General features: G+C 71.0%; 25 protein-coding genes. 18 read left to right on the forward strand and 7 right to left on the reverse strand.

Going from position 1 to position 24,245, the window contains the following annotated elements; translation table 11 throughout:
- The first annotated feature begins 7 nt into the window (after nt 1-7).
- The 3 genes from ACFZBT_RS15445 to ccsB are packed head-to-tail and all read left to right on the forward strand — an operon-like array spanning nt 8 to nt 3,591.
- Nucleotides 8-766, forward strand: a complete 759-nt coding sequence (locus ACFZBT_RS15445) for a cytochrome c biogenesis protein CcdA (protein WP_391103637.1) — start codon at nt 8-10, stop codon at nt 764-766.
- A 3-nt stretch (nt 767-769) separates the two neighbouring features.
- The gene (locus tag ACFZBT_RS15450; protein ID WP_391103164.1) at nt 770-2,515 is read left to right on the forward strand and encodes a cytochrome c biogenesis protein ResB; all 1,746 of its coding nucleotides are present in this window, start codon (nt 770-772) and stop codon (nt 2,513-2,515) included.
- The gene (gene ccsB / locus ACFZBT_RS15455; protein ID WP_391103167.1) at nt 2,512-3,591 is read left to right on the forward strand and encodes a c-type cytochrome biogenesis protein CcsB; all 1,080 of its coding nucleotides are present in this window, start codon (nt 2,512-2,514) and stop codon (nt 3,589-3,591) included. Before ACFZBT_RS15450 ends, ccsB begins: the two co-directional genes overlap by 4 nt.
- Nucleotides 3,592-3,678: 87 nt before the next feature.
- Here ccsB and ACFZBT_RS15460 read toward each other — a convergent pair whose 3' ends face one another.
- Both ACFZBT_RS15460 and ACFZBT_RS15465 read right to left on the reverse strand, forming a co-directional pair.
- Entirely contained in the window at nt 3,679-5,088 is a 1,410-nt protein-coding gene (locus ACFZBT_RS15460) for a condensation domain-containing protein (protein WP_391103170.1), read from the reverse strand.
- A 113-nt stretch (nt 5,089-5,201) separates the two neighbouring features.
- Nucleotides 5,202-5,930 carry a MerR family transcriptional regulator gene (locus ACFZBT_RS15465; protein ID WP_391103172.1) on the reverse strand — a complete coding sequence of 243 codons (729 nt, stop codon included), beginning with the start codon at nt 5,928-5,930 and terminating at the stop codon, nt 5,202-5,204.
- An 82-nt stretch (nt 5,931-6,012) separates the two neighbouring features.
- Between ACFZBT_RS15465 and uvrA the strand changes: the two genes are divergently transcribed.
- Together uvrA and ACFZBT_RS15475 are read left to right on the forward strand one after the other, a co-directional pair.
- Nucleotides 6,013-8,469 carry an excinuclease ABC subunit UvrA gene (uvrA, locus tag ACFZBT_RS15470; RefSeq protein WP_391103175.1) on the forward strand — a complete coding sequence of 819 codons (2,457 nt, stop codon included), beginning with the start codon at nt 6,013-6,015 and terminating at the stop codon, nt 8,467-8,469.
- Between the two features lie 73 nt (nt 8,470-8,542).
- Complete coding sequence (locus ACFZBT_RS15475) at nt 8,543-8,926, forward strand: DUF6281 family protein (RefSeq protein WP_391103178.1); 384 nt, start codon at nt 8,543-8,545, stop codon at nt 8,924-8,926.
- A 10-nt stretch (nt 8,927-8,936) separates the two neighbouring features.
- On the opposite strand, the gene ACFZBT_RS15480 is transcribed toward ACFZBT_RS15475, so the two are convergent.
- A complete protein-coding gene (locus tag ACFZBT_RS15480) occupies nt 8,937-9,542 on the reverse strand; it encodes a hypothetical protein (protein WP_391103180.1) in 606 nt (201 codons plus the stop codon).
- A 104-nt stretch (nt 9,543-9,646) separates the two neighbouring features.
- Between ACFZBT_RS15480 and ACFZBT_RS15485 the strand changes: the two genes are divergently transcribed.
- Genes ACFZBT_RS15485 through ACFZBT_RS15495 form a run of 3 tightly spaced genes read left to right on the forward strand, consistent with a single transcriptional unit; the run spans nt 9,647 to nt 12,325 of the window.
- On the forward strand, nt 9,647-10,606 hold the full coding sequence (locus ACFZBT_RS15485) for a Scr1 family TA system antitoxin-like transcriptional regulator (RefSeq protein ID WP_391103182.1): 960 nt from the start codon (nt 9,647-9,649) through the stop codon (nt 10,604-10,606).
- Nucleotides 10,554-10,667, forward strand: a complete 114-nt coding sequence (locus ACFZBT_RS15490; protein WP_391103640.1) for a DUF397 domain-containing protein — start codon at nt 10,554-10,556, stop codon at nt 10,665-10,667. The genes ACFZBT_RS15485 and ACFZBT_RS15490 overlap by 53 nt, the downstream gene beginning before the upstream one ends.
- Complete coding sequence (locus ACFZBT_RS15495; protein WP_391103184.1) at nt 10,655-12,325, forward strand: LamG-like jellyroll fold domain-containing protein; 1,671 nt, start codon at nt 10,655-10,657, stop codon at nt 12,323-12,325. Before ACFZBT_RS15490 ends, ACFZBT_RS15495 begins: the two co-directional genes overlap by 13 nt.
- Before the next feature lie 15 nt (nt 12,326-12,340).
- On the opposite strand, the gene ACFZBT_RS15500 is transcribed toward ACFZBT_RS15495, so the two are convergent.
- Nucleotides 12,341-12,664 (reverse strand): PLDc N-terminal domain-containing protein, encoded by a 324-nt coding sequence (locus ACFZBT_RS15500; RefSeq protein WP_391103186.1) that lies wholly within the window; start codon nt 12,662-12,664, stop codon nt 12,341-12,343.
- Between the two features lie 67 nt (nt 12,665-12,731).
- Between ACFZBT_RS15500 and ACFZBT_RS15505 the strand changes: the two genes are divergently transcribed.
- Both ACFZBT_RS15505 and mqnP read left to right on the forward strand, forming a co-directional pair.
- A complete protein-coding gene (locus ACFZBT_RS15505) occupies nt 12,732-14,183 on the forward strand; it encodes a menaquinone biosynthesis decarboxylase (RefSeq protein WP_391103189.1) in 1,452 nt (483 codons plus the stop codon).
- Complete coding sequence (mqnP, locus tag ACFZBT_RS15510; RefSeq protein ID WP_391103191.1) at nt 14,180-15,082, forward strand: menaquinone biosynthesis prenyltransferase MqnP; 903 nt, start codon at nt 14,180-14,182, stop codon at nt 15,080-15,082. The genes ACFZBT_RS15505 and mqnP overlap by 4 nt, the downstream gene beginning before the upstream one ends.
- Here mqnP and ACFZBT_RS15515 read toward each other — a convergent pair.
- Nucleotides 15,072-15,677, reverse strand: a complete 606-nt coding sequence (locus ACFZBT_RS15515) for a rhomboid family intramembrane serine protease (RefSeq protein ID WP_391103193.1) — start codon at nt 15,675-15,677, stop codon at nt 15,072-15,074. The genes mqnP and ACFZBT_RS15515 overlap by 11 nt on opposite strands.
- Nucleotides 15,678-15,768: 91 nt before the next feature.
- Between ACFZBT_RS15515 and ACFZBT_RS15520 the strand changes: the two genes are divergently transcribed.
- The 8 genes from ACFZBT_RS15520 (at nt 15,769) to ACFZBT_RS15555 (ending at nt 21,780) form a co-directional block, all read left to right on the forward strand.
- Nucleotides 15,769-16,455, forward strand: coding sequence for a UbiX family flavin prenyltransferase (locus ACFZBT_RS15520; protein ID WP_391103195.1), 687 nt, complete (start codon nt 15,769-15,771; stop codon nt 16,453-16,455).
- A gap of 58 nt (nt 16,456-16,513) precedes the next feature.
- The gene (locus ACFZBT_RS15525; protein ID WP_033314055.1) at nt 16,514-16,969 is read left to right on the forward strand and encodes an Lrp/AsnC family transcriptional regulator; all 456 of its coding nucleotides are present in this window, start codon (nt 16,514-16,516) and stop codon (nt 16,967-16,969) included.
- Nucleotides 16,970-17,058: 89 nt separating this feature from the next.
- The gene (gene mqnE / locus ACFZBT_RS15530) at nt 17,059-18,222 is read left to right on the forward strand and encodes an aminofutalosine synthase MqnE (RefSeq protein ID WP_391103198.1); all 1,164 of its coding nucleotides are present in this window, start codon (nt 17,059-17,061) and stop codon (nt 18,220-18,222) included.
- 165 nt (nt 18,223-18,387) lie between these two features.
- The gene (locus ACFZBT_RS15535) at nt 18,388-18,912 is read left to right on the forward strand and encodes a GNAT family N-acetyltransferase (protein WP_391103200.1); all 525 of its coding nucleotides are present in this window, start codon (nt 18,388-18,390) and stop codon (nt 18,910-18,912) included.
- A gap of 74 nt (nt 18,913-18,986) precedes the next feature.
- The gene (locus ACFZBT_RS15540) at nt 18,987-19,286 is read left to right on the forward strand and encodes a DUF4229 domain-containing protein (protein ID WP_391103203.1); all 300 of its coding nucleotides are present in this window, start codon (nt 18,987-18,989) and stop codon (nt 19,284-19,286) included.
- A 142-nt stretch (nt 19,287-19,428) separates the two neighbouring features.
- On the forward strand, nt 19,429-19,545 hold the full coding sequence (locus ACFZBT_RS15545; protein ID WP_391103205.1) for a putative leader peptide: 117 nt from the start codon (nt 19,429-19,431) through the stop codon (nt 19,543-19,545).
- Nucleotides 19,546-19,613: 68 nt separating this feature from the next.
- Nucleotides 19,614-20,927: a cation:dicarboxylate symporter family transporter gene (locus tag ACFZBT_RS15550; protein ID WP_391103207.1), complete on the forward strand. Its 1,314-nt coding sequence runs from the start codon at nt 19,614-19,616 to the stop codon at nt 20,925-20,927.
- A 109-nt stretch (nt 20,928-21,036) separates the two neighbouring features.
- Entirely contained in the window at nt 21,037-21,780 is a 744-nt protein-coding gene (locus tag ACFZBT_RS15555; RefSeq protein ID WP_391103209.1) for a TetR family transcriptional regulator, read from the forward strand.
- 215 nt (nt 21,781-21,995) lie between these two features.
- Here the strand turns inward: ACFZBT_RS15555 and ACFZBT_RS15560 are convergent, their stop codons facing one another.
- Both ACFZBT_RS15560 and ACFZBT_RS15565 read right to left on the reverse strand, forming a co-directional pair.
- Nucleotides 21,996-22,856, reverse strand: a complete 861-nt coding sequence (locus tag ACFZBT_RS15560) for a MaoC/PaaZ C-terminal domain-containing protein (protein WP_391103212.1) — start codon at nt 22,854-22,856, stop codon at nt 21,996-21,998.
- The gene (locus tag ACFZBT_RS15565) at nt 22,856-24,172 is read right to left on the reverse strand and encodes a 3-oxoacyl-ACP reductase (RefSeq protein WP_391103642.1); all 1,317 of its coding nucleotides are present in this window, start codon (nt 24,170-24,172) and stop codon (nt 22,856-22,858) included. The genes ACFZBT_RS15560 and ACFZBT_RS15565 overlap by 1 nt, the downstream gene beginning before the upstream one ends.
- Nucleotides 24,173-24,245: the final 73 nt, after the last annotated feature.

Consider the following 24,245-nt stretch of genomic DNA (forward strand, 5'->3'; position numbering starts at 1 on the left):
CGCAGCGATGCTCGCCGCCGCGACCGACCCCAACCAGACCGTTCTCAACGGCGCCCTGCTGGCGGCCCTCCCGCTCGCCCTGCTCGGCGGCCTTGTCTCCTTCTTCTCGCCGTGCGTCCTGCCCCTGGTCCCCGGCTACCTCTCCTACGTCACCGGCGTCAGCGGCACCGACCTGGCCGAGGCCCGGCGCGGCCGGATGGTCGCCGGAGCCTCGCTGTTCGTGCTGGGCTTCACCGCCGTGTTCGTCTCCACCGGGGCCTTCTTCGGATTCTTCGGGCAGACGCTCCAGGAGCACAAGGACGTCCTGTCCAAGGTGCTCGGCGTGTTCATGATCCTCCTGGGTGTCTTCTTCATGGGCCTCATGCCCTGGCTCACCCAGCGGGAGTTCCGCTTCCACCGCAGGCCGGTGGCCGGGCTGATCGGCGCCCCCCTGCTCGGAGCGCTGTTCGGGATCGGCTGGACCCCCTGCATCGGCCCCACCCTCGCCTCCGTGCTGGTCCTCTCCTCCGACCAGGGCAGCGCCGGACGCGGCGCCCTCCTGACCGTCGCGTACTGTCTGGGGCTGGGCGTGCCGTTCGTGCTCGCCGCGGTCGCCTTCCGCAAGGCCCTCGGAGCCTTCGGGTGGATCAAGCGCCACTACGTCTGGGTGATGCGGGTCGGCGGCACCATGATGATCGTGACCGGTCTGCTGCTGCTGACCGGCGCGTGGGACCGCATCGTGCAGGAGATGCAGGTCTGGTCCGACGGCTTCACTGTGGGGATCTGATCGATGAGCAAGACCACCGCCCCCGACCCGGCCCCGCCCGCCGGTGAGGACCAGGACCTGGGCGCCGCCGGCTCCCAGCTGTCCACCGCCCCCAAGGAAGACCTCCCCAACCTGCCCGCCCTGGGCGTCATCGGCTGGGCCCGCTGGTTCTGGCGCCAGCTCACCTCCATGCGGGTCGCGTTGCTGCTCCTCCTGCTGCTCTCCCTCGGCGCGATCCCCGGCTCGCTCATCCCGCAGTCGGGCCAGGACGAGACCAAGGTCGCCGACTTCCGCGAGAACCACGAGACCCTCGGCGAGATCTACGACAAGCTCGGCCTGTTCCACGTGTACGGCTCGGTGTGGTTCTCCGCGATCTACATCCTGCTGTTCGTCTCCCTCATCGGCTGCATCGTGCCCCGCACCTGGCAGTTCGTGGGCCAGCTGCGCGGCCGCCCGCCGGGCGCGCCCAAGCGGCTGAACCGGCTGCCCGCCCACACCACCTGGCGCACCACGGCCGAACCCGAGCAGGTCCACCAGGCCGCCCTGGCCCTGCTGAAGAAGCGCCGCTTCCGCGCCCACCTCGCCGGTGACGCCGTCGCCGCCGAGAAGGGCTACGTACGCGAGCTGGGCAACCTCGTCTTCCACATCGCCCTCATCGTGATGCTGGTCGCCTTCGCCTGGGGCCAGCTCTACAAGTCCGAGGGCAACAAGCTGGTCGTCGAGGGCGCCGGCTTCTCCAACACCCTCACGCAGTACGACGACTTCAAGTCCGGCAACCTCTTCTCGTCGGACGACCTGGTGCCCTTCAGCTTCAACCTGAAGAAGTTCACCGGCACCTACGAGCGCACCGGCCCCAACAAGGGCACCCCGCGCACGTACCAGGCCTCCCTCGACTACAGCTCAGGCCCGTACGGCAAGGACGAGAAGACCACCGTCAAGGTCAACCAGCCCCTGGAGATCGGCGACTCCAAGGTCTACCTCGTCAGCCACGGCTACGCCCCCGTCATCACCGTCCGGGACGCCACGGGCAAGGTCGTCTACGAGGACGCCGTACCGCTGCTGCCGCTGGACGCCAACGTCACCTCCTCCGGAGTCGTCAAGGTCCTCGACGGCTACCGCAACGCCCAGGGCAAGAAGGAACAGCTCGGCTTCAACGCGTTCCTCGTGCCGACCTACGGCGGCCACGCCAGCGGCACGATGCTGTCGCAGTTCCCCGCGCTGGACTCCCCGGTGCTCGCACTGTCCGCCTACCACGGCGACCTCGGGGCCGACTCGGGCATCCCGCAGAGCGTGTACCAGATGGACAAGACCAACATGAAGGAGTTCAAGGACTCCAAGGGCAAGCTGTTCAAGAGGCTGCTGCGGCCCGGCGACTCCATGACCCTCCCGAACGGCGCCGGCTCGGTCACCTTCGGCAAGACCGTCAAGGAGTGGGCCGGCTTCCAGGTCGTCCAGGAGCCCGGCGGCGGCTGGGCCCTCGCCGGCTCCATCGCCGCGATCGGCGGCCTCGCCGCCTCCCTGTTCATCCAGCGCCGCCGCGTCTGGGTGCGCGCGGTCCGGGGCGCCGACGGCGTCACCGTCGTCGAGATGGCCGGCCTCGGCCGCAGCGAGTCAGCCAAGGTCCCCGAGGAACTGGGCGACCTCGCCGGAATCCTCTACGACCAGGCCCCGGGCGCGCCCGATCCCGACGACCCCGCAGATTCCCCCGACGCCGACCAGGAGCCGGGCACCGAACCCCCCGTACCTGCCGAAGGGGCTGGGAAGCAGTGACTCTCGCCGCCGCCACCAACGAAAACCTCGCGCAGATCAGCAACGTACTGATCTACTCCTCGATGGCCGTCTACACCCTGGCCTTCTTCGCGTACATCGCCGAATGGCTCTTCGGCAGCCGCAGCAAGGTGGCCCGTACCGCCGCCGCGCTCACCGGGCAGGCCGAGAAGAAGGCGGCCCCGGCCGTCACCGTGAACAAGGCCGGCGGCACCGCCGTCCTGGAGCGGCCGAAGGTCACCGTGCGGGCCGCGTCCGGACAACGGGACGTGCCGGACGGGCCCGGCGCGGCCGGCGGCGACGAGCAGGGCGACCTGTACGGCCGGATCGCCATCTCCCTCACCGTGCTCGCCTTCCTGGTCGAGTTCGGCGGTGTCCTCACCCGCGCCCTCTCGGTGGAGCGGGCGCCGTGGGGCAACATGTACGAGTTCAACATCACCTTCTCCACGGTCGCGGTCGGCGTGTACCTCGGACTGCTGGCGCTGAAGAAGAACGTCCGCTGGCTCGGCCTGTTCCTGATCACCACGGTCCTGCTCGACCTGGGCCTGGCCGTCACGGTCCTCTACACCGCCAGCGACCAGCTCGTCCCGGCGCTGCACTCGTACTGGCTGTACATCCACGTCTCGACGGCGATCTTCTGCGGCGCGGTCTTCTACGTCGGCGCGGTCACCACGATCCTGTACCTCTTCAAGGACTCCTACGAGAACAAGCTCGCGAGCGGCGGCACGCCCGGCACCTTCGCCACCTCCGTGCTGGAGCGGCTGCCCGCCTCGTCCTCCCTGGACAAGTTCGCCTACCGCGTCAACGCCGCCGTCTTCCCGCTGTGGACGTTCACGATCATCGCGGGCGCGATCTGGGCCGGGGACGCCTGGGGCCGCTACTGGGGCTGGGACCCCAAGGAGACCTGGGCCTTCATCACCTGGGTCGCCTACGCCTGCTACCTGCACGCCCGCGCCACCGCCGGCTGGAAGGGCCGCAAGGCCGCCTACCTGGCCCTGCTCGCCTTCGGCTGCTGGCTGTTCAACTACTACGGCGTGAACATCTTCGTCTCCGGCAAGCACTCCTACGCTGGGGTGTGACCCGGCCCCGCCCCGGACGACACCGAAGGCCGGTCCCCGCGACTCCACGTCACGGGAACCGGCCTTCGCCGTCTCCACTGGCCTCTCCTAGTGCCGGCCGGCGGTACTCGTGATGACGTCCCGCAACCGCTCCGCGTACAGCCGCAGGTTCTTGTGGGCGATGTCCGTGTCCGGGTAGCGGCTGGCGAACCACAGGCCCTCGTGGAGGCGGGTGATCCAGGCGCAGACCTGGTCGCCGTAGGACACGCGGAGCAGGCCGTACGCGTTCTGGTCCGTCCAGTCGCCGGAGCCGGGGATGGCGCGGGTGTCGACGAAGGAGACGATCGAGTAGAGGTCGGGGGAGGTGGGGCGGAAGTCGGCGCCGAGGAGGTGGAGGACCCGGGCGAGCGGGATGCGGGCGAGCCGCCGGTTGGCCTGGAGGGCGGCGCGTACGGTGCGCAGGGCGCTCGGGAAGTCGGTGGCCTCGGACATGGGGATCTCGATCGGGGCGCCGCCCACGTACCAGCCGACCGACTGCGACCACTGGGACTTCACCCGGGTGTGGAACGGCACGACCGTGCGGTAGACGGGCTCGCCGCCGATCTCGTGGACGATCAGGGCGGTGGCCGCGAGAACCCCGACGAGGCTCCCGCCGTACGGGCGGCAGTACGCCTCGAACGCGGCGGCGGCGTCCGCGTCCACCAGCGGCTCCCGCATGAACTTCTGCGTGGGCAGCCCGCCCTCGGGATCCAGGCCGAGGTCCACGGGGAAGCTCGGCAGCCGTCCCTCGCAGCGGTGGATGAACTCCCGCCAGCGGGCGACGATGTCGTGGTCCGCGTCGATGCGGTCGGCGTCCGCGCGCTCGGCCTCGCAGAAGTCGACGTAGCTGCCCACCGGTTCCGGCTCCGGGGCCGCCGCCACCTCGCCGCCGCCGCGGGCCGCCTCGTACAGCTCGTGGATCTCGGCGGGGATGCGGTGGATGGAGTAGGCGTCGACATTGCTGTGGTCGAACGCCATGTAGACGCTGGTGGAGTCGTCCCGGACCACCGCGGTGTAGATGAGGTTGGGCCAGCGCAGAGCGTCCGCCGTGGTGTCGAAACGGTCCTGGAGGTGCTGGGCCAGGGCCGCCGGGTCGGTGAAGTCGCCGGCCTCCTCGCGGTGCAGGGACACCGAGGAGGCGTCGAGGGTGAAGCGGCGGATCGAGTCACCGGGACCGCCCGCCCAGCGGAAGCCGCTGCGCAGGGTCTCGTGCCGCAGCGTCCAGCCGCGCAGCGCCTCGCCCAGCGCGTCCAGATCGGCGCGCCCCGGGATGTCGAACGCCGCGCCCAGCCAGGTCGGCACGAACAGCCCGTCCTCGCGCACGGACCGCGCCGTCCGGAGGTGCGACTCCTGGATGTACGCCGGCGGCCTGGAGTCCTCCGGCAGCGCCTTCGCCGTCGCGACGGTCGCCGGACTGAGTGTCCATTCGACGAGTCGCCCAGGTCGCACCTCGCAACGCTGGATGTCAGTCATTCGCACAGGGCGTCTCCGTTCGCAGGTGGGATAGACCCGACCAAAGGAATGCCGAACGTGCCCTCGGCGACACCGGCTTTCGCCACATTTCAATGGAACGGATGGCATCTCGAACGGCGTTACGAGCCTTTACCGGTGCGCTCTGTTGACGCGAGGTAACCGTGGAGGGCCCCCGAGCCCTCGATCATCACCCTGGTCCGAGCCGTCAGGGCCTGCCCGCGAGCCGCGACGGCCGCGCGCAGGGCATCGCTGCTGCCCTCTCTCCTCAGCCCTTCCAGCACCGGCCGGATCTGGTCGAACAGATAGTGACTGCGGCGCAGGGTGTGCACGAGCCGGGCGTCCCGTACGTCGGCCGGTTCGTAGAGCCGGTATCCCGTGGCGCGCTCGCGCCGGGGCATGAGCAGCCCGGCCCCCTCCCACACCCGGAGCGCGGACGTCCGTACGCCCAGCAGCGCGGCCACTTCCCCGATGCGCAGCCCCTCGGAGCGGGGGAGCGGGGCGGGGGGCTCGGCCGCCAGCAGTTCCAGGGCCTCGCTCGCGGCCCGCAGCGCGACCCGCTCCTCGTGCAGGGCGGCGTGCGCGGCGTCGACCAGCGCGAGCGCGCCGGGGACGTCCCCCTCGTGCAGGGTCCGCATGATCCGCGTCGCCGGCACCGGCCCGTACCCCCGCATCAGGGTCCGGTACGCCAGCAGCGCGGCGCGGTGCGTCTCGGTGAAGGCCCGGTAGCCGGACGCGGTCCGCGCGGCCGGCGGCAGCACACCCGCGTCCTCGTAGTTGCGGATCTGCTGCGTCGAGACACCGGCGGACCGGGCGAGGTCGACGGGACGGAGTCGGCGTTCGTTGGTCATCGATTTGAAGGTTACGGCAGAACACACGGGGGGTGGGCCGCTCCAAGTCTCAACACCGCACTTCAATGGAAGACTTGAAGGAATGGACTCCTTCATTCGCGTGACCGGTGCCCGGCTCCACAACCTCAGGAACGTCTCCCTCTCCCTCCCGAAGAACAAGCTGGTCGTCCTGACCGGCCTGTCCGGTTCCGGCAAGTCCACCCTCGCCTTCGACACCCTCCACAAGGAGGGCCAGCGGCAGTACCTGGAGTCGCTGGGCATGGTCACCGGCTTCGTCAGCAAGCCCGCCGTCGACTCGATCACCGGCCTGTCCCCGTCCGTCAGCGTCGACCAGCACCACACCAACCGCAGCCCCCGCTCCACGGTCGGCACGGTCACGGAGGTGTTCACGTATCTGCGGCTGCTGTGGTCGCGCGTCGGCGTACGGCCGTGCCCCGGCTGCGGGAAGGACATCCCGCCGTCGTACGCCGAGGGCGCCGAGGGCGAAGAGAGCGACGAGGACACCGAGGCGGAGCAGCGGCCCTGCCCGCACTGCGGCACCCTCGTGCCCGAACTCGTGATGGGCTCCTTCTCCTTCAACAAGCCCGCCGGAGCCTGCCCGGCCTGCACCGGCCTCGGCGAGGTGATCCGGCCCGACGTACGGCGCCTGGTCGACGCCACCCGCACGGTCGCCCAGGGCGCGGTGCGGGGCTGGAACGCGAAGTTCACCGAGTGGAGCATCCCCGTGCTGCGGGCCGCCGCCGGCCACTACGGCTTCGACTTCGACGCGGACACCCCGGTCGGCGAACTGGGCGACATCCCGAGGGACCTGCTGCTCCACGGCGTCGAAAGCCCCGAGTTCCGACGGCACTTCCCGGACACCGATCCACCGTCGACCGTGTCCGCCGGCCGCTTCGAAGGAGTCGCGACGGCCCTGCTGCGCCGCTACAGCGACCGTGCCGACGACCCCGACTACCGCGAACGGGCCGAACAGCAGGGTCTGGTGAAGCAGCTCTGCGGTGAGTGCGGCGGGACCCGGCTGCGAGCGGAGAGCCGGGCGGTGACCGTGCACGGCCTCACCATCGTCGAGGCCGCCCGGCTCTCGCTGACCGACCTCGACACCTGGCTGGCGGGGTTGCGGGAGCGGTCGGACGCGGAGGCGTGGCCGCTCGTGGAGCCCGTGGCGGTGGACCTGGAGGAGCGGGTACGGCGCCTGGTGGACGTGGGAGTCGGCTATCTCGCCCTCGGGCAGGCCACGCCCAGCCTCTCCGCCGGGGAGACGCAACGCCTGCGGCTCGCCGCCCTGCTCGGCTCCGGGCTGACCGGCGTGCTCTACGTCCTCGACGAGCCCACGATCGGCCTGCACCCCTCCGACACCGCCCGCCTGGTCGGCGTCCTGCGCCGCCTGCGCGACCTGGGCAACACCGTGCTGGTCGTCGAGCACGACCTGGACGTGCTGCGCGCGGCGGACCATGTCATCGACGTCGGCCCGGGGGCGGGCCGGGACGGCGGCCGGATCGTCGCGACGGGCACACCGGAGGAGGTCGCCGGGACCGAGGGCTCGGTGACCGGCGCCTACCTGTCCGGCCTGCTGTCCGTCCCACCGTCACGCGGACGCGGCGACAGCGGGACGGCCGTCGTGATCCGCGGGGCCCGGGCCCACAACCTCAAGGACCTGACCGTACGGATCCCGCTCGGCCGCCTGGTGACGGTCACGGGCCCGTCCGGCTCGGGCAAGTCGACGCTGCTGCTGGACATTCTGGGCCGGGCCGCCCGCCGGCACTTCCACGGCGCGGGTGAACGGCCCGGCGAGCACGACGGCATCGACGGCTGGGAGCACCTGTCCAAGGCCGTCCTCATCGACCAGGAGCCGATCAGCCGGGTCCCGCGCTCCAACGCGGCGACCTACTCGGATGTCTTCACCCCGATCCGGGAGGTCTTCGCGGCCCGCGGCCAGGGCCGCCTGACAGCGGGCCACTTCTCCTTCAACGTGCCCGGCGGACGCTGCGAACGCTGCGAGGGCGCGGGGGTCCTCACCGTCCACATGCACTTCCTCCCGGCCGTGGAGGTGCGCTGCCCGACGTGCAAGGGCCACCGTTTCCGGCCGGAGGTGCTGGCGGTCCGGCACGAGGGCCATGACATCGCCGAGGTGCTCACGGCGACGGTGGACGAGGCGCTGACGGTGTTCAGGGACGTCCCGCCGGTGGCCACCCGGCTCCGGCGGATGGCGGACGTGGGCCTCGGCTACCTCCCCCTCGGCCAGCCGGCCACCACCCTCTCCGGCGGTGAGGCCCAGCGCCTGAAGCTCGCCAGGGAACTGGGACGGCGGACGACCGGACGCGCCCTCTACCTGCTCGACGAACCGACCACGGGCCTGCACCCCGCCGACACCGCCCGCCTCCTCGACGTCCTCCAGCGCCTCGTCGACGCCGGGCACTCGGTCGTCACCATCGAGCACAACCTCGACGTCATCCAGGCCGCCGACTGGCTCATCGACCTGGGCCCGCGGGGCGGCGCGGGCGGAGGACGCCTGGTGTCACAGGGCGCACCCGGCAGCTGAACCGATCCGGACCCGCGGACGTCTTCGTTGCGTATCACCGAGCGGGAGCCCCGGCTCCCGAAGGAGGCCACCGATGAAGGCGCCACTCCCTCTCCTGGCGGCGACCGCCGCCGCACTGTCCGTGGGCTGCGCGTCGGCGCCCCCGGACGACGCCGCGCCCGCGCCGTCCTGCGCGTACGTCGTCGAGTACGACAATCGCAGATACCTGGGGCGGGGGGAGACCGACGTCCCGGTGGAGGAGTCGCTCGGCGCTGCCACGCGTCCGGCGTGCGACGACACCCCCGGTGACGGCGACGACGGAGAGGGCCCGGCCCTGATGACCGCGTTCGCCGTGCGGGGGGTGGACCCGGCCGTCGCCATCGCCGTGGCTGAGGACACCGACGCATACCGTCTCGTGGTCGCCGACACCGTCGAGGAACTCCCGCCCGAGCTGAGGAAGGTGATCGACCGCTCCTGACGACCGCTCCTCAGGCCTGCCTCTCCAGCACCGCGTAGTCCGCGAAGCTCCGGCGGTAGCGCAGGTGCCTGGTCTCCTGGGTGTGCCTGCGCTGCCACTCCTCGACCTCGGCCGGGGCCGCGCAGGGCCCGGAGCCGGCCCCGCAGTCCGCGTCCTCGCCCGAGACGCAGTACGCCTCGTACTCGGGCAGGGCGGAGGCGTCCTGGACGATCGTGTACGGGACGTACCGGAAGAGCCTGCGTCCGGCCGACTCCCCGCCATGTTCGTCGCGTTGGTGCTTGCGCAGCAGGACGTTCGCGTCCGTCACCGCGCTTCCGTCGAACGCGGCCCGGGCCTTGTCCCGGCGGGCGGCGAGTTCCTCGCAGGTCGCGCAGCCGGGCACCGGGACGGGGGGCCGGGTCGGGTCGAAGGTGATCCCCTCCCTGGAACGGTCGTTGGCCGCGCGTACGCCCGCGCTGAGCCGTTCCTCCCGTGTCGCCTCGCGGATCCGCTCCGGGTCGGCCTGCCATTCCCGGCCGCCGCCGACCGGGCGCAGCATCACATACGGGCCCGTCTTGTCCTGGTACTCGCCGACCTTGTTCGTGTGGGGGTCGTAGACGAGCGATCCCGGTTCCATTTCGTGCTCCTCCGTAACTCTGGGTGTATCGAGCGTTGCGCAGGGGAATGGGCCGGATCAATGTTTCGGGCGTGCGGGTGGTGCACTGTCACGGAGGGGGAGCCGTGAGTCGGCGTAATGGCGGGGTGGGGTCGGGGGTCAGCACGGCGGCCGTGTTCGGGGAGGTGCTCAAGCATTTCCGCGAGGCCGCGTTGCTCACGCAGGAGGGCTTGGCGGGGCGTATCCCGTGCGACCGCTCGCACGTGGCCCGGGTGGAGGCGGGGACGAGGGTTCCGACGGACGGTTTCGCCAAGACCTGCGATGAACTGCTGGGCACGGGTGGGGTGTTGGCGCGGCTGTGGGGCCGCATCGACTGGTATCCGCAGGTGGAGCATCCTGACTGGTTCCGGCGGCGGGCTGAGATGGATGAGGTGGCAGTCGCGCTGCGGGAGTATCAGGAGCGGGTGATCCCGGGCCTGTTGCAGACGCCTGAATACGCGCACGCGCTGTTCAGTCGCCGCCGTGCGGACGCGCACGAGATCGAGTCACGCGTCTGTGCGCGCATGAGCCGACAGCAGCGATTCCTGGCTGACGGGGGCCCGTTGTATGTCGCCATCCTGGACGAAAGCTGCCTGCGCAACGCGGTAGGGAGCCCGGCGGTCATGCGGCAGCAGTGTGCGCACCTGCTGAGCGTCGGGCAGCGCCCCAACATCCGCGTCCAGGTCGCCCCGGCCGACCTCTTCGGGCTGGTACGTCCGAGGGGTTCCATGTCGTTGATCGAACTGACCGATGAGCGATGGGTGTACTCGGAGTCGTTGGACCGTGGCCACTTCAACAACGATCCGGCCCTCTATGCGCGGCATTCGCGCACCTATGATGTGCTCAGGGCAGACATCTTGTCAGCTCGGCAGTCCGCCGCCCTGATCAGCGACGTGATGGAGAGGTACGAGCAGCATGGACAGCTACCGACTCAGCGCGGCGTCTTGGATCAAGAGCAGCTACAGCGACGACAACGGCGGCAACTGCATAGAAATAGCCCCCGGTTTCCCCAACACCGTCCCGGTCCGCGACAGCAAAGCACCTGACAGAGCGGTCCTGTTGGTCTCCCGCGAAGCCTGGGCGGCATTCACCTCGTGTCTTCGCTGAGGCCGGAGGACCCGCGCTCCATAGGCGACTACCAACTGCTCCGGCGGCTGGGCGCCGGCGGAATGGGCCGGGTCTACCTGGGGCGTTCGCCGGGTGGGCGGGACGTCGCCGTCAAGGTCGTGCACGCCGAACTGGTGCGCAGGCCGGAGTTCAGGGACCGGTTCCGCCGGGAGGTGGAGGCGGCCCGGCTGGTCAGCGGAGCCTTCACCGCCCCGGTCATCGACGCCGACCCGGACGCGCCGCTGCCCTGGCTGGTCACCAGCTACATCGCGGGGCCGTCGCTGGAGCAGGCGGTCGTAGAGCAAGGCCCCCTCGGCACCGACGCCGTACGGCGCCTCGCCGCGGGGCTCGCCGAGGCGCTCGTGTCGATCCACTCGGTGAACCTGGTCCACCGTGACCTCAAGCCGTCCAACGTGCTGCTCGCCCAGGACGGGCCGCGTGTCATCGACTTCGGGATCGTGCGCAGTGTGGAGGGCGACTCGATCACCGGGACCGGGCACATGGCGGGCTCGCCCGGGTTCATGGCGCCGGAGCAGGTCAGCGGCGACGAGATCACGCCCGCCACCGACATCTTCTGTCTGGGCGCGGTCCTGGCCTTCACGGCGACCGGCGTCAACCCCTTCGGCGGCGGTCTCACTCCCGCCCTGCTCTACCGGGTCGTGCACAACGAGCCCGATGTCGCCGCCGTTTCGGACCCGGAGCTGCGGGCCCTGATCTCCGCGTGCCTCACGAAGGACCCCGCCGGACGTCCCACGCCGCGCGACATCCTCACCCGGGTCGGGCCCGCCGGTGCCGAGAGCACGATGGCTCTCCCTCGCATCGCACCGGCACGCCAGGCCAGGCCCACGCGTGAGGCCGCCGAGCCCCAGCCGGTACGACCGGACACCCGGGTCGCCCCCGCCCCGGCACCTGCCCGTCGTAGCCGACGCGCGCTTCTGCTCTCCGGAGTCGGCGCGCTCGCCGCGCTCGGCACCGGTGCCGGTGTCTGGCTCAGCCGGCCCGAGGCCGAGGGCGGCACCGGAGACCCACCCCAGGCGGGTGCCCCGGCCCCGGCCCGGCCGGTCGGCGTCTGGCCCCTCGACGAGGCCTCCGGCGCGCTCGCCCGGGACACCGCCGGTGACAACGACGGCACGGCGAGCGGGGTCAGGTGGCGGGCGGGTGGCCAGGGCGCCGCCGAATTCGACGGGAGCGGCAGCCAGATCATCACCGAGGTGCCGGTGCTGAGGACGGGGGCCGGACGCAGCTTCACGGTCGCGGCCTGGGTCAGACTCTCCACCGAGCCGGGCCACTTCGCCACCGCCGTCAGCCAGGAGGCCGGTGACGCCAGCGGCTTCTACCTCCAGTACTCCAGGGACGAGAAGCGCTGGGCCTTCGCCCGGCCCGGACAGCGCGCCGTCGGGTACTCCGTGCCCGCCGTGAACACCTGGACGCACCTGGTGGGCGTCTGCGACGGGGCCGGACGCAAGCTGCGGCTCTACGTCGACGGCGTGCGGCAGGCGGAGACCCGTGACACCCGGCCGCTGCCCGCACCCGGAGGGCTGATGATCGGCCGCGCCACCTTCGCGGGACGGCCCAGCGACTTCTTCCCCGGCGCGATCAGAGACGTACGCGTCTTCGACCAGGCCCTCGCCCCTGACCGGATCAAGACGCTGATGTGAGCGGCGCGGCGACGGTCAGGGCTCGTCCCGCTTCGGGTCGTCGTCCCTGTCCCGGTCCTTGTCCTCGTCGAGGGACTTGAGGAAGTCGGGGTTGTCGTCGGGCGCGACCCACTGCCGGGAGCGGCTGCCCCGGACGCCGGACCAGCCCTCGGCGGCCGGGCGGCGCTTCTTGCCGGCGATGAGCCAGGAGATCGAACCCACGAGCGGGAAGACCAGCACGAGGAGTGCCCAAAGCGGCTTGGGCATGTGACGGATGTCGTCGTCCTTCGTGCTGATGCAGTCGATGAACGCGTACACGCTCAGCGCCAGCGGCACGAGGAACATCAGTACCCGGAGCATGCGGCCTCTCAGCGAAAGCGGGTGGGCGGTTCAGGGCCAGGGTAGCCGCTCGGGGATACTGGACCGCATGGCTTACGACGATCTTCGCTCCCTGCTCAGGGCTCTGGAGCGCGAGGGCGACCTCAAGCGCATCAAGGCCGAGGTGGACCCGTACCTGGAGGTCGGGGAGATCGTCGACCGGGTGCAGAAGGCCGGCGGGCCCGCGCTGCTGTTCGAGAACGTGCGCGGGTCGAGCATGCCGCTCGCGATGAACGTGTTCGGCACGGACCGGCGACTGCTGAAGGCGCTGGAGCTGAAGTCGTACGGCGAGATCTCCGAGCGGATCGGCGGGCTGCTGAAGCCCGAGCTGCCGCACGGGTTCGTCGGCGTGCGCGAGGCCTTCGGAAAGCTCGGCTCGATGACCCACGTCCCGCCGAAGAAGGTCAAGGACGGGCCGGTGCAGGAAGTCGTCCTCACCGGCGACGACGTCGACCTGGACCAGCTCCCCGCCCTGTTCACCTGGCCCAAGGACGGCGGCTCCTTCTTCAATCTGGGGCTCACCCACACCAAGGACCCGGAGAGCGGCGTCCGCAACCTCGGTCTGTACCGCCTCCAGCGCCACGACAAGCGCACCATCGGCATGCACTGGCAGATCCACAAGGACAGCCGCAACCACTACCAGGTGGCGGCGAGGAGGGGTGAGCGGCTGCCGGTCGCGATCGCCTTCGGGTGTCCGCCCGCCGTGACGTACGCGTCCACGGCCCCGCTGCCCGGGGACATCGACGAGTACCTGTTCGCCGGGTTCCTCGCGGGCAAGCGGATCGAGATGGTCGACTGCAAGACCGTGCCGCTCCAGGTGCCGGCGCAGGCGGAGGTCGTCATCGAGGGCTGGCTGGAGCCCGGCGAGATGCTGCCGGAGGGGCCGTTCGGCGACCACACCGGCTTCTACACCCCGCAGGAGCCCTTCCCCGCGCTGAAGATCGACTGCGTGACGATGCGGAAGCGGCCGCTGCTCCAGTCGATCGTGGTGGGCCGTCCTCCGACGGAGGACGGGCCGCTGGGCCGCGCGACGGAACGCTTCTTCCTCCCGCTGCTGAAGATCATCATCCCGGACATCGTGGACTACCACCTGCCGGAGGCGGGCGGCTTCCACAACTGCGCGATCGTCTCGATCGACAAGAAGTACCCGAAGCACGCGCAGAAGGTCATGCACGCGATCTGGGGCGCGCACATGATGTCGCTGACCAAGCTGATCGTGGTCGTCGACTCCGACTGCGACGTCCACGACCTGCACGAGGTCGCCTGGCGGGCCCTCGGCAACACGGACTACGCCCGGGATCTGAGCATCGTCGAAGGCCCCGTCGACCACCTCGACCACGCCTCCTACCAGCAGTTCTGGGGCGGCAAGGCGGGCATCGACGCGACGAAGAAATGGCCCGAGGAGGGCTACACCCGCGACGGCGGCTGGCCCGACATGGTGGAGTCCGACCCGGAGACGGCGGCGAAGGTGGACCGCCGTTGGAAGGAGTACGGGCTGTGAGCAGCGCCTCTGCCGCCATCCCCCAGCCGGGACGCACCAAGGCGTTCCTGCGCCTGGTCATGATCGAGCACTCGGTCTTCGCGCTGCCCTTCGCCTACATCGCCGCGCTCACCGCGATGTTCCAGATGGACCGGAACATCCACTGGGGGCGGCTGCTGCTGGTCACCGTCTGCATGGTGGGGCTGCGCACCTTCGCCATGGCGGTCAACCGGATCATCGACCGGGAGATCGACGCCCGTAACCCGCGTACGGCGCAGCGGGAGCTGGTGACCGGCGCGATGTCGGTCCGGCATGCGTGGACGGGCGCGCTGGTCGCCCTGGTCGTCTTCCTGGGCGCGGCGGCCCTGCTCAACCCCCTCTGCCTGGCCCTGGCCCCCATCGCGGTGATCCCGATGGTGGTCTACCCCTACGGCAAGCGGTTCACGAACTTCCCGCAGGCCATCCTCGGTCTCGCCCAGGCGATGGGCCCGGTCGGCGGCTGGCTCGCCGTCACCGGCACCTGGTCCTGGGACGCGGTCGTCCTCGGCTTCGCCGTCGGCATCTGGATCGGCGGCTTCGACCTGATCTACGCCTGCCAGGACGTCGAGACCGACCGGGAGATCGGCGTCATGTCCGTCCCGGCCCGCTTCGGCATCCCGGCGGCGGTCCGGGGAGCGCGGGTCTGTCACGCGGTGACGACGGCCCTGTTCGTCTGGTACGCCCTGGCCACCGGCGCCGGTGCCTTCTTCTGGCTCGGCCTGCTGATCGTCGCGGGCGCGTTCCTGTACGAGCACTCGATCGTGCGCCCGCATGATCTCTCCCGTGTGAACCGGGCGTTCTTCAGCGTCAACGGCTTCATCGGGATCGCCCTGTTCGTGTGTGCGCTGCTGGATCTGCTGGTGCGCGGCCTCACCGTATGAGCTCGGCCGGCCGTGCTGGGCGGCGGCGGAACGCGAACGCCGCCGCCACGCCCGCCATCAGTCCCAGCAGGTGACCCTGCCAGCTGACGCCCGACTGGGTCGGGGCGAGGCCGGTCAGGATGGAGCCGCCCCAGATCGCGGCGATCAGGACGCCGGTCAGGATGCCCAGGGGGCGGCGCTCCAGGAAGCCCGTGACCAGGAGGAAGCCGAAGAGGCCGAAGATCAGGCCGGAGGCTCCCGCGGTGTTGGTGTGGGGCGGGGAGATGAGCCAGACGCCCAGGCCGTCGACCAGGATGATCAGCGCGCAGACCAGCAGGAACCGGCGCAGCCCGCTGAGCGCGGCCAGGAAGCCCAGGACCAGCAGCGGCAGGGTGTTCGCCGCCAGATGGGCGAAGCCGAAGTGGACGAACGCCGAAGGGACGACGTCCACCAGCTCGGACGGCTCGCGCGGGGTGACGCCGAAGCCGTCCAGCGCGTGACCGGCCGCCACGTCCACCACTTCAAGCAGCCACAACAGCGCGACCCAGGCCAGCATCAGCTTGCCCGCGGCCATCACGCGGTCGCCGCTCGACCACTTCGCTTCGACACCCGACATGGCGACCCCCAGTGCTCGCTCATCCCCTTCATGCAACGGCCCGCCCCCCTGCGCCGGTTCCCACCCTGTGACGCCCGATAGGCTCGGTGTTGTGAACCCAGTCAAGCCAGGCGAGACGCCGCGTACGCCTTGGATCGTAGGGGTGTCCGGGGCCTCCGGCACCCCGTATGCCGCTGCCGTGCTGCGGGCCCTCCTCGCGGCCGGCGAGAGTGTCGATCTCGTGGTGTCGCGGGCCTCGCGGCTCACCCTGCTCGACGAGACCGGGATCTCCTTCCGGGACGCCCACTGGCGGGACGACCTGCGGGAATGGCTGTCCCGGGGCGCCGACGGCAAGCCGGACACCTTCACCGTCGACCTCGACGCCGTACGGCACTGGAGCGCCGGCGACCTGGCCGCCGGGCCCTCCTCGGGGTCGTACCCCACCAAGGGCATGCTGATCGTGCCCGCCTCGACGGCGAGCGTGGCCGGGGTCGCGCTCGGGCTGTCGAAGGACCTGTTGCAGCGGGCGGCGAGCGTGACCCTGAAGGAGGGCCGCCCCCTCGTCGTGGCCGTGCGCGAGACCCCGCTGAACGGCCAGACCCTGCGGCACCTGGTCACCCTCGACGACGCGGGCGCGAGCGTCGTACCGGCCTCACCCGCCTTCTACGCGGGCGCGACGCACATCCAGGACCTGGTGGACTTCGTCGCCGGACGCGTACTCGACGCGGCGGGCGTGCCGCACCGGCTCTACCGCCGTTGGCAAGGTGAGCTGGGCGGCGGATCGCACCGCGCCGGCTGAGCACGACCCCGAACCTCATCGGACCCACAGACAACTTCAGCGGAAGGCTTCGATCGCAATGGACGCGGTGGACAGGCAGCTCATCCAGGCCCTGAGGGAGAACGGCCGGGCCTCCTACGCGGAGCTGGGACGCCTCGTCGGACTGTCGGGACCCAGTGTCACCGACCGCATCAACCGGCTGGAGGCGGCCGGTGTCATCACCGGCTACCGGGCCACCGTCGACGCCGCCTCGCTCGGCCTCGGCGTCACCGCCCTGATCGGCATCTCGCTCTCCGACGCCACCGACCACGAGGACGTGGCGCAGCGGCTGAAGGACCTCTCGGAGATCGAGGACTGCTGGTTCATCGCGGGCGACGACTCGTACATGCTCAAGGTGCGGGCGGCGGACGTGGACGGTCTGGAGAAGATGATCCGGCGGCTCAGCGGGATCGAGGGCGTCTCCCGGACGCGTACGACCATCGTGCTCTCCACCAAGTGGGAGAACCGGGTCGGGGAGCTGCCGGAAGAGGAGTAGGGGCGTAGGCCCGAAGGGCCGTATGGGGGCACCTCCCGCCCGAAGGGTGGGGGCGTACGGTTGGGACGTCTTCGGAGAAAGGTGTGGGCATGGATCTCGGGCTCAAGCGCGAGCTGGAGGAGAAGGTCAGGACGGGCGTCCGGCTGACCCGTGAGGACGGCATCGCGCTGTACGAGTCGGACGACCTGGCCTGGCTCGGCGGCCTCGCGCACGAGGTGCGCACCCGCAAGAACGGCGACGTCGTGCACTTCAACGTCAACCGTCACCTCAACATGACGAACGTGTGCACGGCCTCCTGCGCGTACTGCTCCTTCCAGCGCAAGCCGGGGGAGAAGGACGCGTACACGATGCGCATCGAGGAGGCCGTGAAGCTCGCCAAGGCGATGGAGGGCGAGAACCTCACCGAGCTGCACATCGTCAACGGGTTGCACCCGAACCTGCCGTGGCGGTACTACCCCCGGTCGCTGAGCGAGCTGAAGAAGGCCCTGCCGGGTGTCTCGCTGAAGGCGTTCACGGCCACCGAGATCCACCACTTCGAGACGATCTCCGGCATGCCGGCCTCCGAGATCCTCGACGAGCTGATCGCCGCAGGGCTGGAGTCGCTGACCGGCGGCGGCGCCGAGATCTTCGACTGGGAGGTACGGCAGCACATCGTCGACCACCGCACCCACTGGGAGGACTGGTCGCGCATCCACCGGCTCGCCCACGAGAAGGGTCTGAAGACCCCGGCCACCATGCTCTACGGCCACATCGAGGAGCCGCGGCACCGCGTGGACCACGTGCTGCGGCTGCGTGAGCTGCAGGACGAGACCGGCGGTTTCCAGGTCTTCATCCCGCTGCGCTACCAGCACGACTTCGTGGATGTGAAGGACGGCAAGGTCCGCAATCGGCTTCAGGCGCGGACGCAGATGGCGACCGGTGCGGAGGCGCTGAAGACCTTCGCCGTGTCGCGGCTGCTGTTCGACAACGTGCCGCACGTCAAGGTCTTCTGGGTGATGCACGGGGTGCAGACCGCGCAGCTGGCCTTGCAGCACGGCGCCGACGACATGGACGGGTCGGTCGTCGAGTACAAGATCACGCATGACGCGGACAACTTCGGCACGCCGAACAAGCTGACGCGTGAGGATCTGCTCGACCTGATCCGGGACGCCGGTTTCCGGCCGGTGGAGCGGAACACGCGGTACGAGATCATTCGCGAGTACGAGGGCGCAGACCCCCAGCGGCGCGAGTCGCCTCAGCCGATGCGGGTTTGATCGTTTTCGGGTGCGGGTGCGGGTGCGGGTGCGGGTGCGGGTGCGGGTGGGCGGGGGCTGGTCGCGCGGTTCCCCGCGCCCCTGGGCGGGGGAGCTGGGGGCATGGTCGGGACCGGGGCGTCCGAGGGCGCTCGCGGGCGTCTTCGTAATAGCTACAATCCCGGCATGCCCCTTACCTTCACGCTCGACCCCGCCGTCACCCCCGAGCTGCGGGACGGCATCCTCGACCTGTGGGCCGACGTCTCCAACGCCGGGGGAGCCGTCGGGTTCGTGCCGCCCGTGGTGCGGGAGGACATCCGGCCCTGGCTGCTGAGGCACTTCGCGTCGATGGCGGAGGGCACGGTCAGGCTGCTCGTCGGGCACGACGAGGAGGGGCGGATCGCGGCCACCGCGTTCCTGACGCTCAACACACACCACCTGATGACGCACTGGCTGTGGCTGTACACGGTGATGGTGCATCCGCGGCACCAGGGAAAGGGGTACGGCCGTGACCTGCTGGGCGCGGCCGCCGAGGCGGCCCGGGGGCTCGACGGCATCGGGGCGATCCGGCTGACCTGCCGGGGCGGGCTCGGTCTCGAGCGGTTCTACGAGTCCTGCGGCTACAAGGAGGTCGGCCGGATCCCGGGCGCCATCCGGGTCGCGCCGGGCGACGACCGGGACGACGTGATCATGCTCCTGCCGCTGAGCTGACCCCCCTGAAAGATCGGCCGCCGGGCGTGCTTCACTGACACTGGCCCTTTTTGGAATCGGAAGAGTGGATTGAGATGCTCCGCTACACACTGATGCGCCTCGGGATCTTCGTGGGCTGCCTCGTGGTCGTCTGGGGCCTCGTCTACTCCGGCCTCGCCCCGCGCGGCCTCGGTGACAGCAACGGCCTGTGGATCGTGACCCTCGCCCTGCTGCTCTCCGCGCCGATCAGCCTCGTCGTGCTGCGCAAGGAGCGGGACCGTGCCTCCGTGCAGGTCGTGCGGCGGGTGGACCGCATGAAGGCCAGCATGGAGGCCAACCGCAGCCAGGAGGACTCGGCCGACGACACAGGCCGGGCGCAGGGCCAGGCCTCGTAGGCTTCCTCACACGCGCGCAGCGCCCCGTTTCCGTACATGCTCGGAAACGGGGCGCTTTGCCTTGTATGGGTGCCTGCGCGTTTCTGCCTGTCAAAGCGAGGCTTTGGGGTCCTCAAAGTTCAGGTGTTAAGGTGTCGCAGTGATGAACTCAGCAGTCGTGCCTCTGCGGCCCCGGAGCGTTCCGCTCCGGAGGCTCGCGCTGGTCGCGCGGCTGCACGTGGATCTCTGTCGGTGCGCGTCCGCTAACTGTCGTCTCTGACGTAACGCCAACCCCCGTCGTCTCCCACGTCAGCTCCCCCCTACGCGTCCCCCCAACGGAGTCAGTCCGTGTCCTCAAACACGAAGTCCTTCAAGGTGCCCTTCTGGGCCCAGATACTCGCCGGTCTCGTCCTGGGCGTGCTGCTCGGCTGGCTCGCCCGCAACCAGGACCTGTCCTGGCTGACCACCACCCTGGAGAAGGTCGGCGACACCTTCATCGGCCTGCTGAAGCTCGCCGTCGCGCCGCTCGTCTTCTTCGCGATCCTCGTCTCGATCACCAACCTCCGGAAGGTCAACAACGCGGCCCGGCTGGCCTCGCGCACCCTCCTGTGGTTCATGGTCACCTCCCTGATCGCGGTCAGCATCGGTCTCGTCATCGGCCTGGTCACCAACCCGGGCGCCGGCACCGGCCTCACGCCCAAGGACGGCGCGAAGCCCGACGAGACCGGCTCCTGGATCGACTTCCTGACCGGCATCGTGCCGACGGACGTCATCACGCCGTTCACCGACCTGAACGTCCTGCAGATCGTCTTCATGGCCGCCGTCGCCGGTATCGCCGCCCTCCAGCTCGGCGAGAAGGCCCAGCCGATCCTCAACCTGAGCGAGTCCGTCCTGGAGCTGCTCCAGAAGGCGCTGTGGTGGGTCATCCGGCTCGCCCCGATCGGCACGGTCGGCCTCATCGGCAACGCCATCGCCACCTACGGCTGGGACCTGATCGGCAAGTACGCGACGTTCACCGTCGACATCTACGTCGGCTGCCTGATCGTGCTGTTCGGCGTCTACCCGGCGCTGCTCGCGACCGTCGCCAAGGCCAACCCGGTCCAGTTCTTCAAGGGCGCCTGGCCCGCGATCCAGCTGGCCTTCGTCTCCCGCTCGTCCGTGGGCACGATGCCGCTGACGCAGAAGGTCACCGAGCGGCTCGGCGTGCCGAAGGAGTACGCGTCCTTCGCGGTGCCGTTCGGCGCGACGACCAAGATGGACGGCTGCGCCGCGATCTACCCCGCGATCGCCGCGATCTTCGTCGCCCAGATCTTCGACATCCAGCTGGGTGTCGGCGACTACCTGCTGATCGCGTTCGTCTCGGTGGTCGGCTCCGCCGCCACGGCCGGCCTCACCGGCGCGACGGTCATGCTGACCCTGACCCTCTCCACCCTCGGCCTGCCGATGGAGGGCGTCGGTCTGCTCCTCGCGATCGACCCGATCCTCGACATGATCCGCACCGCGACCAACGTCGCCGGGCAGGCACTCATCCCCGTCCTGGTCTCCGCCCGGGAGAACCTGCTCGACCGCGAGGCCTACGCCACGGCCGACGGCTCCTCCCTGGACGACCCGTGGGACGAGAAGCGGGACGCGGAGCGCGAGCAGGTGCCCGCCGCGGCGTGACGGGGTGACGTCCCCCCCCTGGCCGGCCCGGGCCGGTCCTGGCCGGTCCGGGCCGGTGCGTTCCGGTTCGCGACCGAGGGCGGGCCAGGGGGACCGTACGCTAAGCCGTATGGGTGCCGTGAAGACCAAGCGGATGCCGCGTGCGGTCCGCGAACAGCAGATGCTGGACGCCGCCGTGCGGATCTTCGGCCAGCGGGGCTACATGGCCGCGTCGATGGACGAGATAGCCGAACTCGCGGGCGTGTCCAAGCCGTTGGTCTATCTGTACCTGAACTCCAAGGAAGACCTCTTCACCGCCTGCATCCGCCGCGAGGCCAAGGCCCTCGTGGCGGCGGTGCGGGCCGGAGTCCGGCCCGATCTGCCCTCCGACCGGCAACTGTGGGAAGGGCTCGGGGCGTTCTTCGCGCACACCGCCCGCAACCCGGACGCCTGGTCGGTCCTGCACCTCCAGGCCCGGACGCACGGCGAGCCGTTCGCCGCCGAGGTCACCGCGATGCGCGAGGAGATCGTCGCGTTCGTGACGCAGCTGATCCTCACCGGTGCCCGTGACGCCCACCACGACCCCGACCTCCCGGAGCGCGAGGTCGCCGGCCTCGCCGAGGCCCTGGTCGGCGCCGCCGAGTCCCTCGCCGCCTGGGCCAACGCCACCCCCGGCGTCACCGCCCGCCAGGCCGCGGCCACGCTGATGAACTTCGCGTGGGCGGGATTGGGGGACCTCATGGCGGGGCGGCCGTGGTCACCGCCGGGGGAGGAGAGGGCGGGGGATGAGCAGGTGGCCAAGGAGCAGGCGGACGAGGAGCAGGCGGCCAAGGAGCAGGCGGCCAAGGAGCAGGCGGGCGCTCAGGCCGGGTAACCGCCCGGGCGGGCGGCGGGGTTCCGGTCCGTGTGGCCAGCCGCCCGGGCGGGCGGTTACCCGGGCGGTCTGCCGGGTGTTGGGCCGGGCGGCCCTGCCGGGTGTTGGGCCGGGTGGTCTGCCGGGTGTTGGGCCGGGTGGTCTGCCGGGTGTTGGGCCGGGCGGCCCTGCCGGGTGTTGGGCCGGTCGGCCGCGCAGGCAGCCGGGTCCGGGGCTCAGACGGGGTGGACATCCCCCGCCACATGCACCCGCTCGTCCCCGTCCCGCAGTTCGAAGCGGTCGTCCTCCGCCGCGTACGTCACCGTCCCCGGAAGCAGCACCGGCGCCTTGAAGTCCGCACGGACGTGGCAGGAGTCCGGCGTGCCGTGCGCTGCGAGGCAGCGGGCGAGGGTCCACATGCCGTGGGCGATGGCCCGGGGGAAGCCGAACAGGCGGGCGGTGAGCGGGTGGAGGTGGATCGGGTTGCGGTCCCCGGAGGCGGCGCCGTAGCGACGCCCGACGTCCTCGGCGAGCCGCCACTCGGCGACGACGGGGAGGGGTTTGCGGATCTCCTCCGCGGGAGCTTCCTCGCGAGCCCCGGCGGGCCGTGACGTGCGGTGCCGGGCGAGGTACGTACTGCTCGACTCCCAGACGACTTCCCCGGCTTCGCGCACCTCCGTGACGATCGTGGCCTGCGTGCCGCGCCGGTGCGGTGCCAGTCCGCCGACCCGCACGGCGAGTTCGTACGCGCCCGTCGCCGGCATTCCCCGGTGCCGGGTGACCGTGATCGACGTGTGGACCAGGCCCAGCAGCGGCAGCGGGAAGTCCCGGCCGCTCATCAGCCGCATGGCCAGGGGGAATCCGAGCACGTACGGATACGTCAGCGGCAGCGCGTCCTCGCCGGTCGGGAACCCGCAGACTCGCTCGTAAGCGGCCAGCCGCGCGAGGTCGACCCGCAGACCGGGCAGGACCAGCCGGGTGCGGGGGAACTCCGCGTCGGGGGCGGGCCGTTTGAAGGGGGAGAGCAGGGCGCCGCGGGCGAGGAGCGGCGCGAGGGAGGGGGATCCGGTGAGGACGAGAGCGGGGGCGTCGGCCATCACGCCCCCAGCAGGCTCTGGCCGCAGACGCGCACGACCTGGCCGTTGACCGCGCCCGAGCCCGGATGCGCGAGCCAGGCCGTGGTCTCGGCGACGTCGGCCGGAAGGCCGCCCTGGGCCAGGGAGTTCATCCGGCGGCCCGCCTCGCGGATGAACAGCGGGACGACGGCCGTCATCCTCGTCTCGATGAACCCCGGCGCGACCGCGTTGACCGTCACCCCGTGCTCCGCGAGCGCGCGCGGCGCGAGGGAGCGGACCAGGCCGACGATCCCCGCCTTGCTCGCCCCGTAGTTGGTCTGGCCCGCGTTGCCCGCGAGCCCCGCGATCGAGGCCGTCGCCACGATCCGGCCGCCCCGCTTCAGCGTCCCGGCCTTCAGCAGCGCGTCCGTGGTGCGCAGCACGCTCGCCAGGTTCACCTCCAGCACCGGGATCCAGCGCTCGGCCGGCATGTTCACCAGCCGCCGGTCACGGGTGATGCCCGCGTTGTGGACCAGCAGGTCAAGGTCGTCGGGCAGGGCCTCGGCGATCCGCGCGCCCGCGTCGGCGGCGGTGATGTCGAGGAGCAGGGCGGTGCCGCCGAGCCGGCCGGCGACGCGCCGGGCGTCCTGTTCGGCCCCCGGCACATCGAGGACGACGACCCGGGCCCCGTCCCTGGCGAGTGTCTCGGCGACCGCCTCACCGATACCGCGCGCGGCACCGGTGACCAGGGCGGTCCGGCCGGTCAGGGGGCGGTCCCGGTCGGCGGGGGCTTCGGACTCCTCGCCCGCCCCGACCTCGATCACCTGCCCGCTCACATACGCCGACCTGGGCGACAGCAGGAAGCGGAGCGTGGACTCCGCGGCGGACGCGTCCGTCAGCCGGACCAGGTTCACGGTCCTGCCCCGGCCGATCTCCTTGCCGAGGGAGCGCGTGAAGCCCTCCAGGGCCTGCTGGGCGGCGGCCTGGTGATGGTCGGCCGGGTCGAGCGGCGCGCCGAGCACGACCACGCGCCCGCTCGCCGCGACCGACCGTATGACGGGATGCAGCGCCGCGTGCACCTCGGCCAGTCCCTCGACGTCCCGCACCCCGCTCGCGTCCAGGACGACGGCGGCGGTGGCCTGGTCGGGGCCGGCCGGGGCGATTCCCGTACGGGCGAGGACCGGGGCGAGGTCGAGGCCGAGGCCGGACCGGCCGGCGGTGAGGTGCCGCAGGCCGCCGTCCAGGGCCGGGCGTTCGGGAGACCAGCGGGTCAGCGCCGCGGGCTGGGGCAGGCCGAGGCGGCGGGTGACGAAACGGCCGGGCGCGGTACCGGTGAAGCGCAGATAGCGGTCGGCCATGTACAACTCCCAGCTGCCGGAGAACACGCGACATTCCTTACTCTGAAGTAAGGTTACCGGAGGTAATGCTACG

This window comes from Streptomyces sp. NPDC008137, assembly GCF_042957035.1.
Lineage (GTDB): Bacteria > Actinomycetota > Actinomycetes > Streptomycetales > Streptomycetaceae > Streptomyces.

Excerpts from the sequence above, each read along its gene's own strand:
- ACFZBT_RS15475 (WP_391103178.1), top strand. The coding sequence starts at position 8,543 with ATGAAGGCGCCACTCCCTCTCCTGGCGGCGACCGCCGCCGCACTGTCC.
- ACFZBT_RS15560 (WP_391103212.1), bottom strand. The coding sequence starts at position 22,856 with ATGGCCGACGCCCCCGCTCTCGTCCTCACCGGATCCCCCTCCCTCGCG.
- ACFZBT_RS15465 (WP_391103172.1), bottom strand. The coding sequence starts at position 5,930 with ATGACCAACGAACGCCGACTCCGTCCCGTCGACCTCGCCCGGTCCGCC.
- ACFZBT_RS15505 (WP_391103189.1), top strand. The coding sequence starts at position 12,732 with ATGGCTTACGACGATCTTCGCTCCCTGCTCAGGGCTCTGGAGCGCGAG.
- ACFZBT_RS15555 (WP_391103209.1), top strand. The coding sequence starts at position 21,037 with ATGGGTGCCGTGAAGACCAAGCGGATGCCGCGTGCGGTCCGCGAACAG.
- ACFZBT_RS15500 (WP_391103186.1), bottom strand. The coding sequence starts at position 12,664 with ATGCTCCGGGTACTGATGTTCCTCGTGCCGCTGGCGCTGAGCGTGTAC.
- ACFZBT_RS15450 (WP_391103164.1), top strand. The coding sequence starts at position 770 with ATGAGCAAGACCACCGCCCCCGACCCGGCCCCGCCCGCCGGTGAGGAC.
- ACFZBT_RS15515 (WP_391103193.1), bottom strand. The coding sequence starts at position 15,677 with ATGTCGGGTGTCGAAGCGAAGTGGTCGAGCGGCGACCGCGTGATGGCC.
- ACFZBT_RS15480 (WP_391103180.1), bottom strand. The coding sequence starts at position 9,542 with ATGGAACCGGGATCGCTCGTCTACGACCCCCACACGAACAAGGTCGGC.
- ACFZBT_RS15445 (WP_391103637.1), top strand. The coding sequence starts at position 8 with ATGCTCGCCGCCGCGACCGACCCCAACCAGACCGTTCTCAACGGCGCC.
- ACFZBT_RS15545 (WP_391103205.1), top strand. The coding sequence starts at position 19,429 with ATGAACTCAGCAGTCGTGCCTCTGCGGCCCCGGAGCGTTCCGCTCCGG.
- ACFZBT_RS15525 (WP_033314055.1), top strand. The coding sequence starts at position 16,514 with ATGGACGCGGTGGACAGGCAGCTCATCCAGGCCCTGAGGGAGAACGGC.
- mqnE (WP_391103198.1), top strand. The coding sequence starts at position 17,059 with ATGGATCTCGGGCTCAAGCGCGAGCTGGAGGAGAAGGTCAGGACGGGC.
- ACFZBT_RS15540 (WP_391103203.1), top strand. The coding sequence starts at position 18,987 with ATGCTCCGCTACACACTGATGCGCCTCGGGATCTTCGTGGGCTGCCTC.
- ACFZBT_RS15565 (WP_391103642.1), bottom strand. The coding sequence starts at position 24,172 with ATGGCCGACCGCTATCTGCGCTTCACCGGTACCGCGCCCGGCCGTTTC.
- uvrA (WP_391103175.1), top strand. The coding sequence starts at position 6,013 with ATGGACTCCTTCATTCGCGTGACCGGTGCCCGGCTCCACAACCTCAGG.
- ACFZBT_RS15535 (WP_391103200.1), top strand. The coding sequence starts at position 18,388 with ATGCCCCTTACCTTCACGCTCGACCCCGCCGTCACCCCCGAGCTGCGG.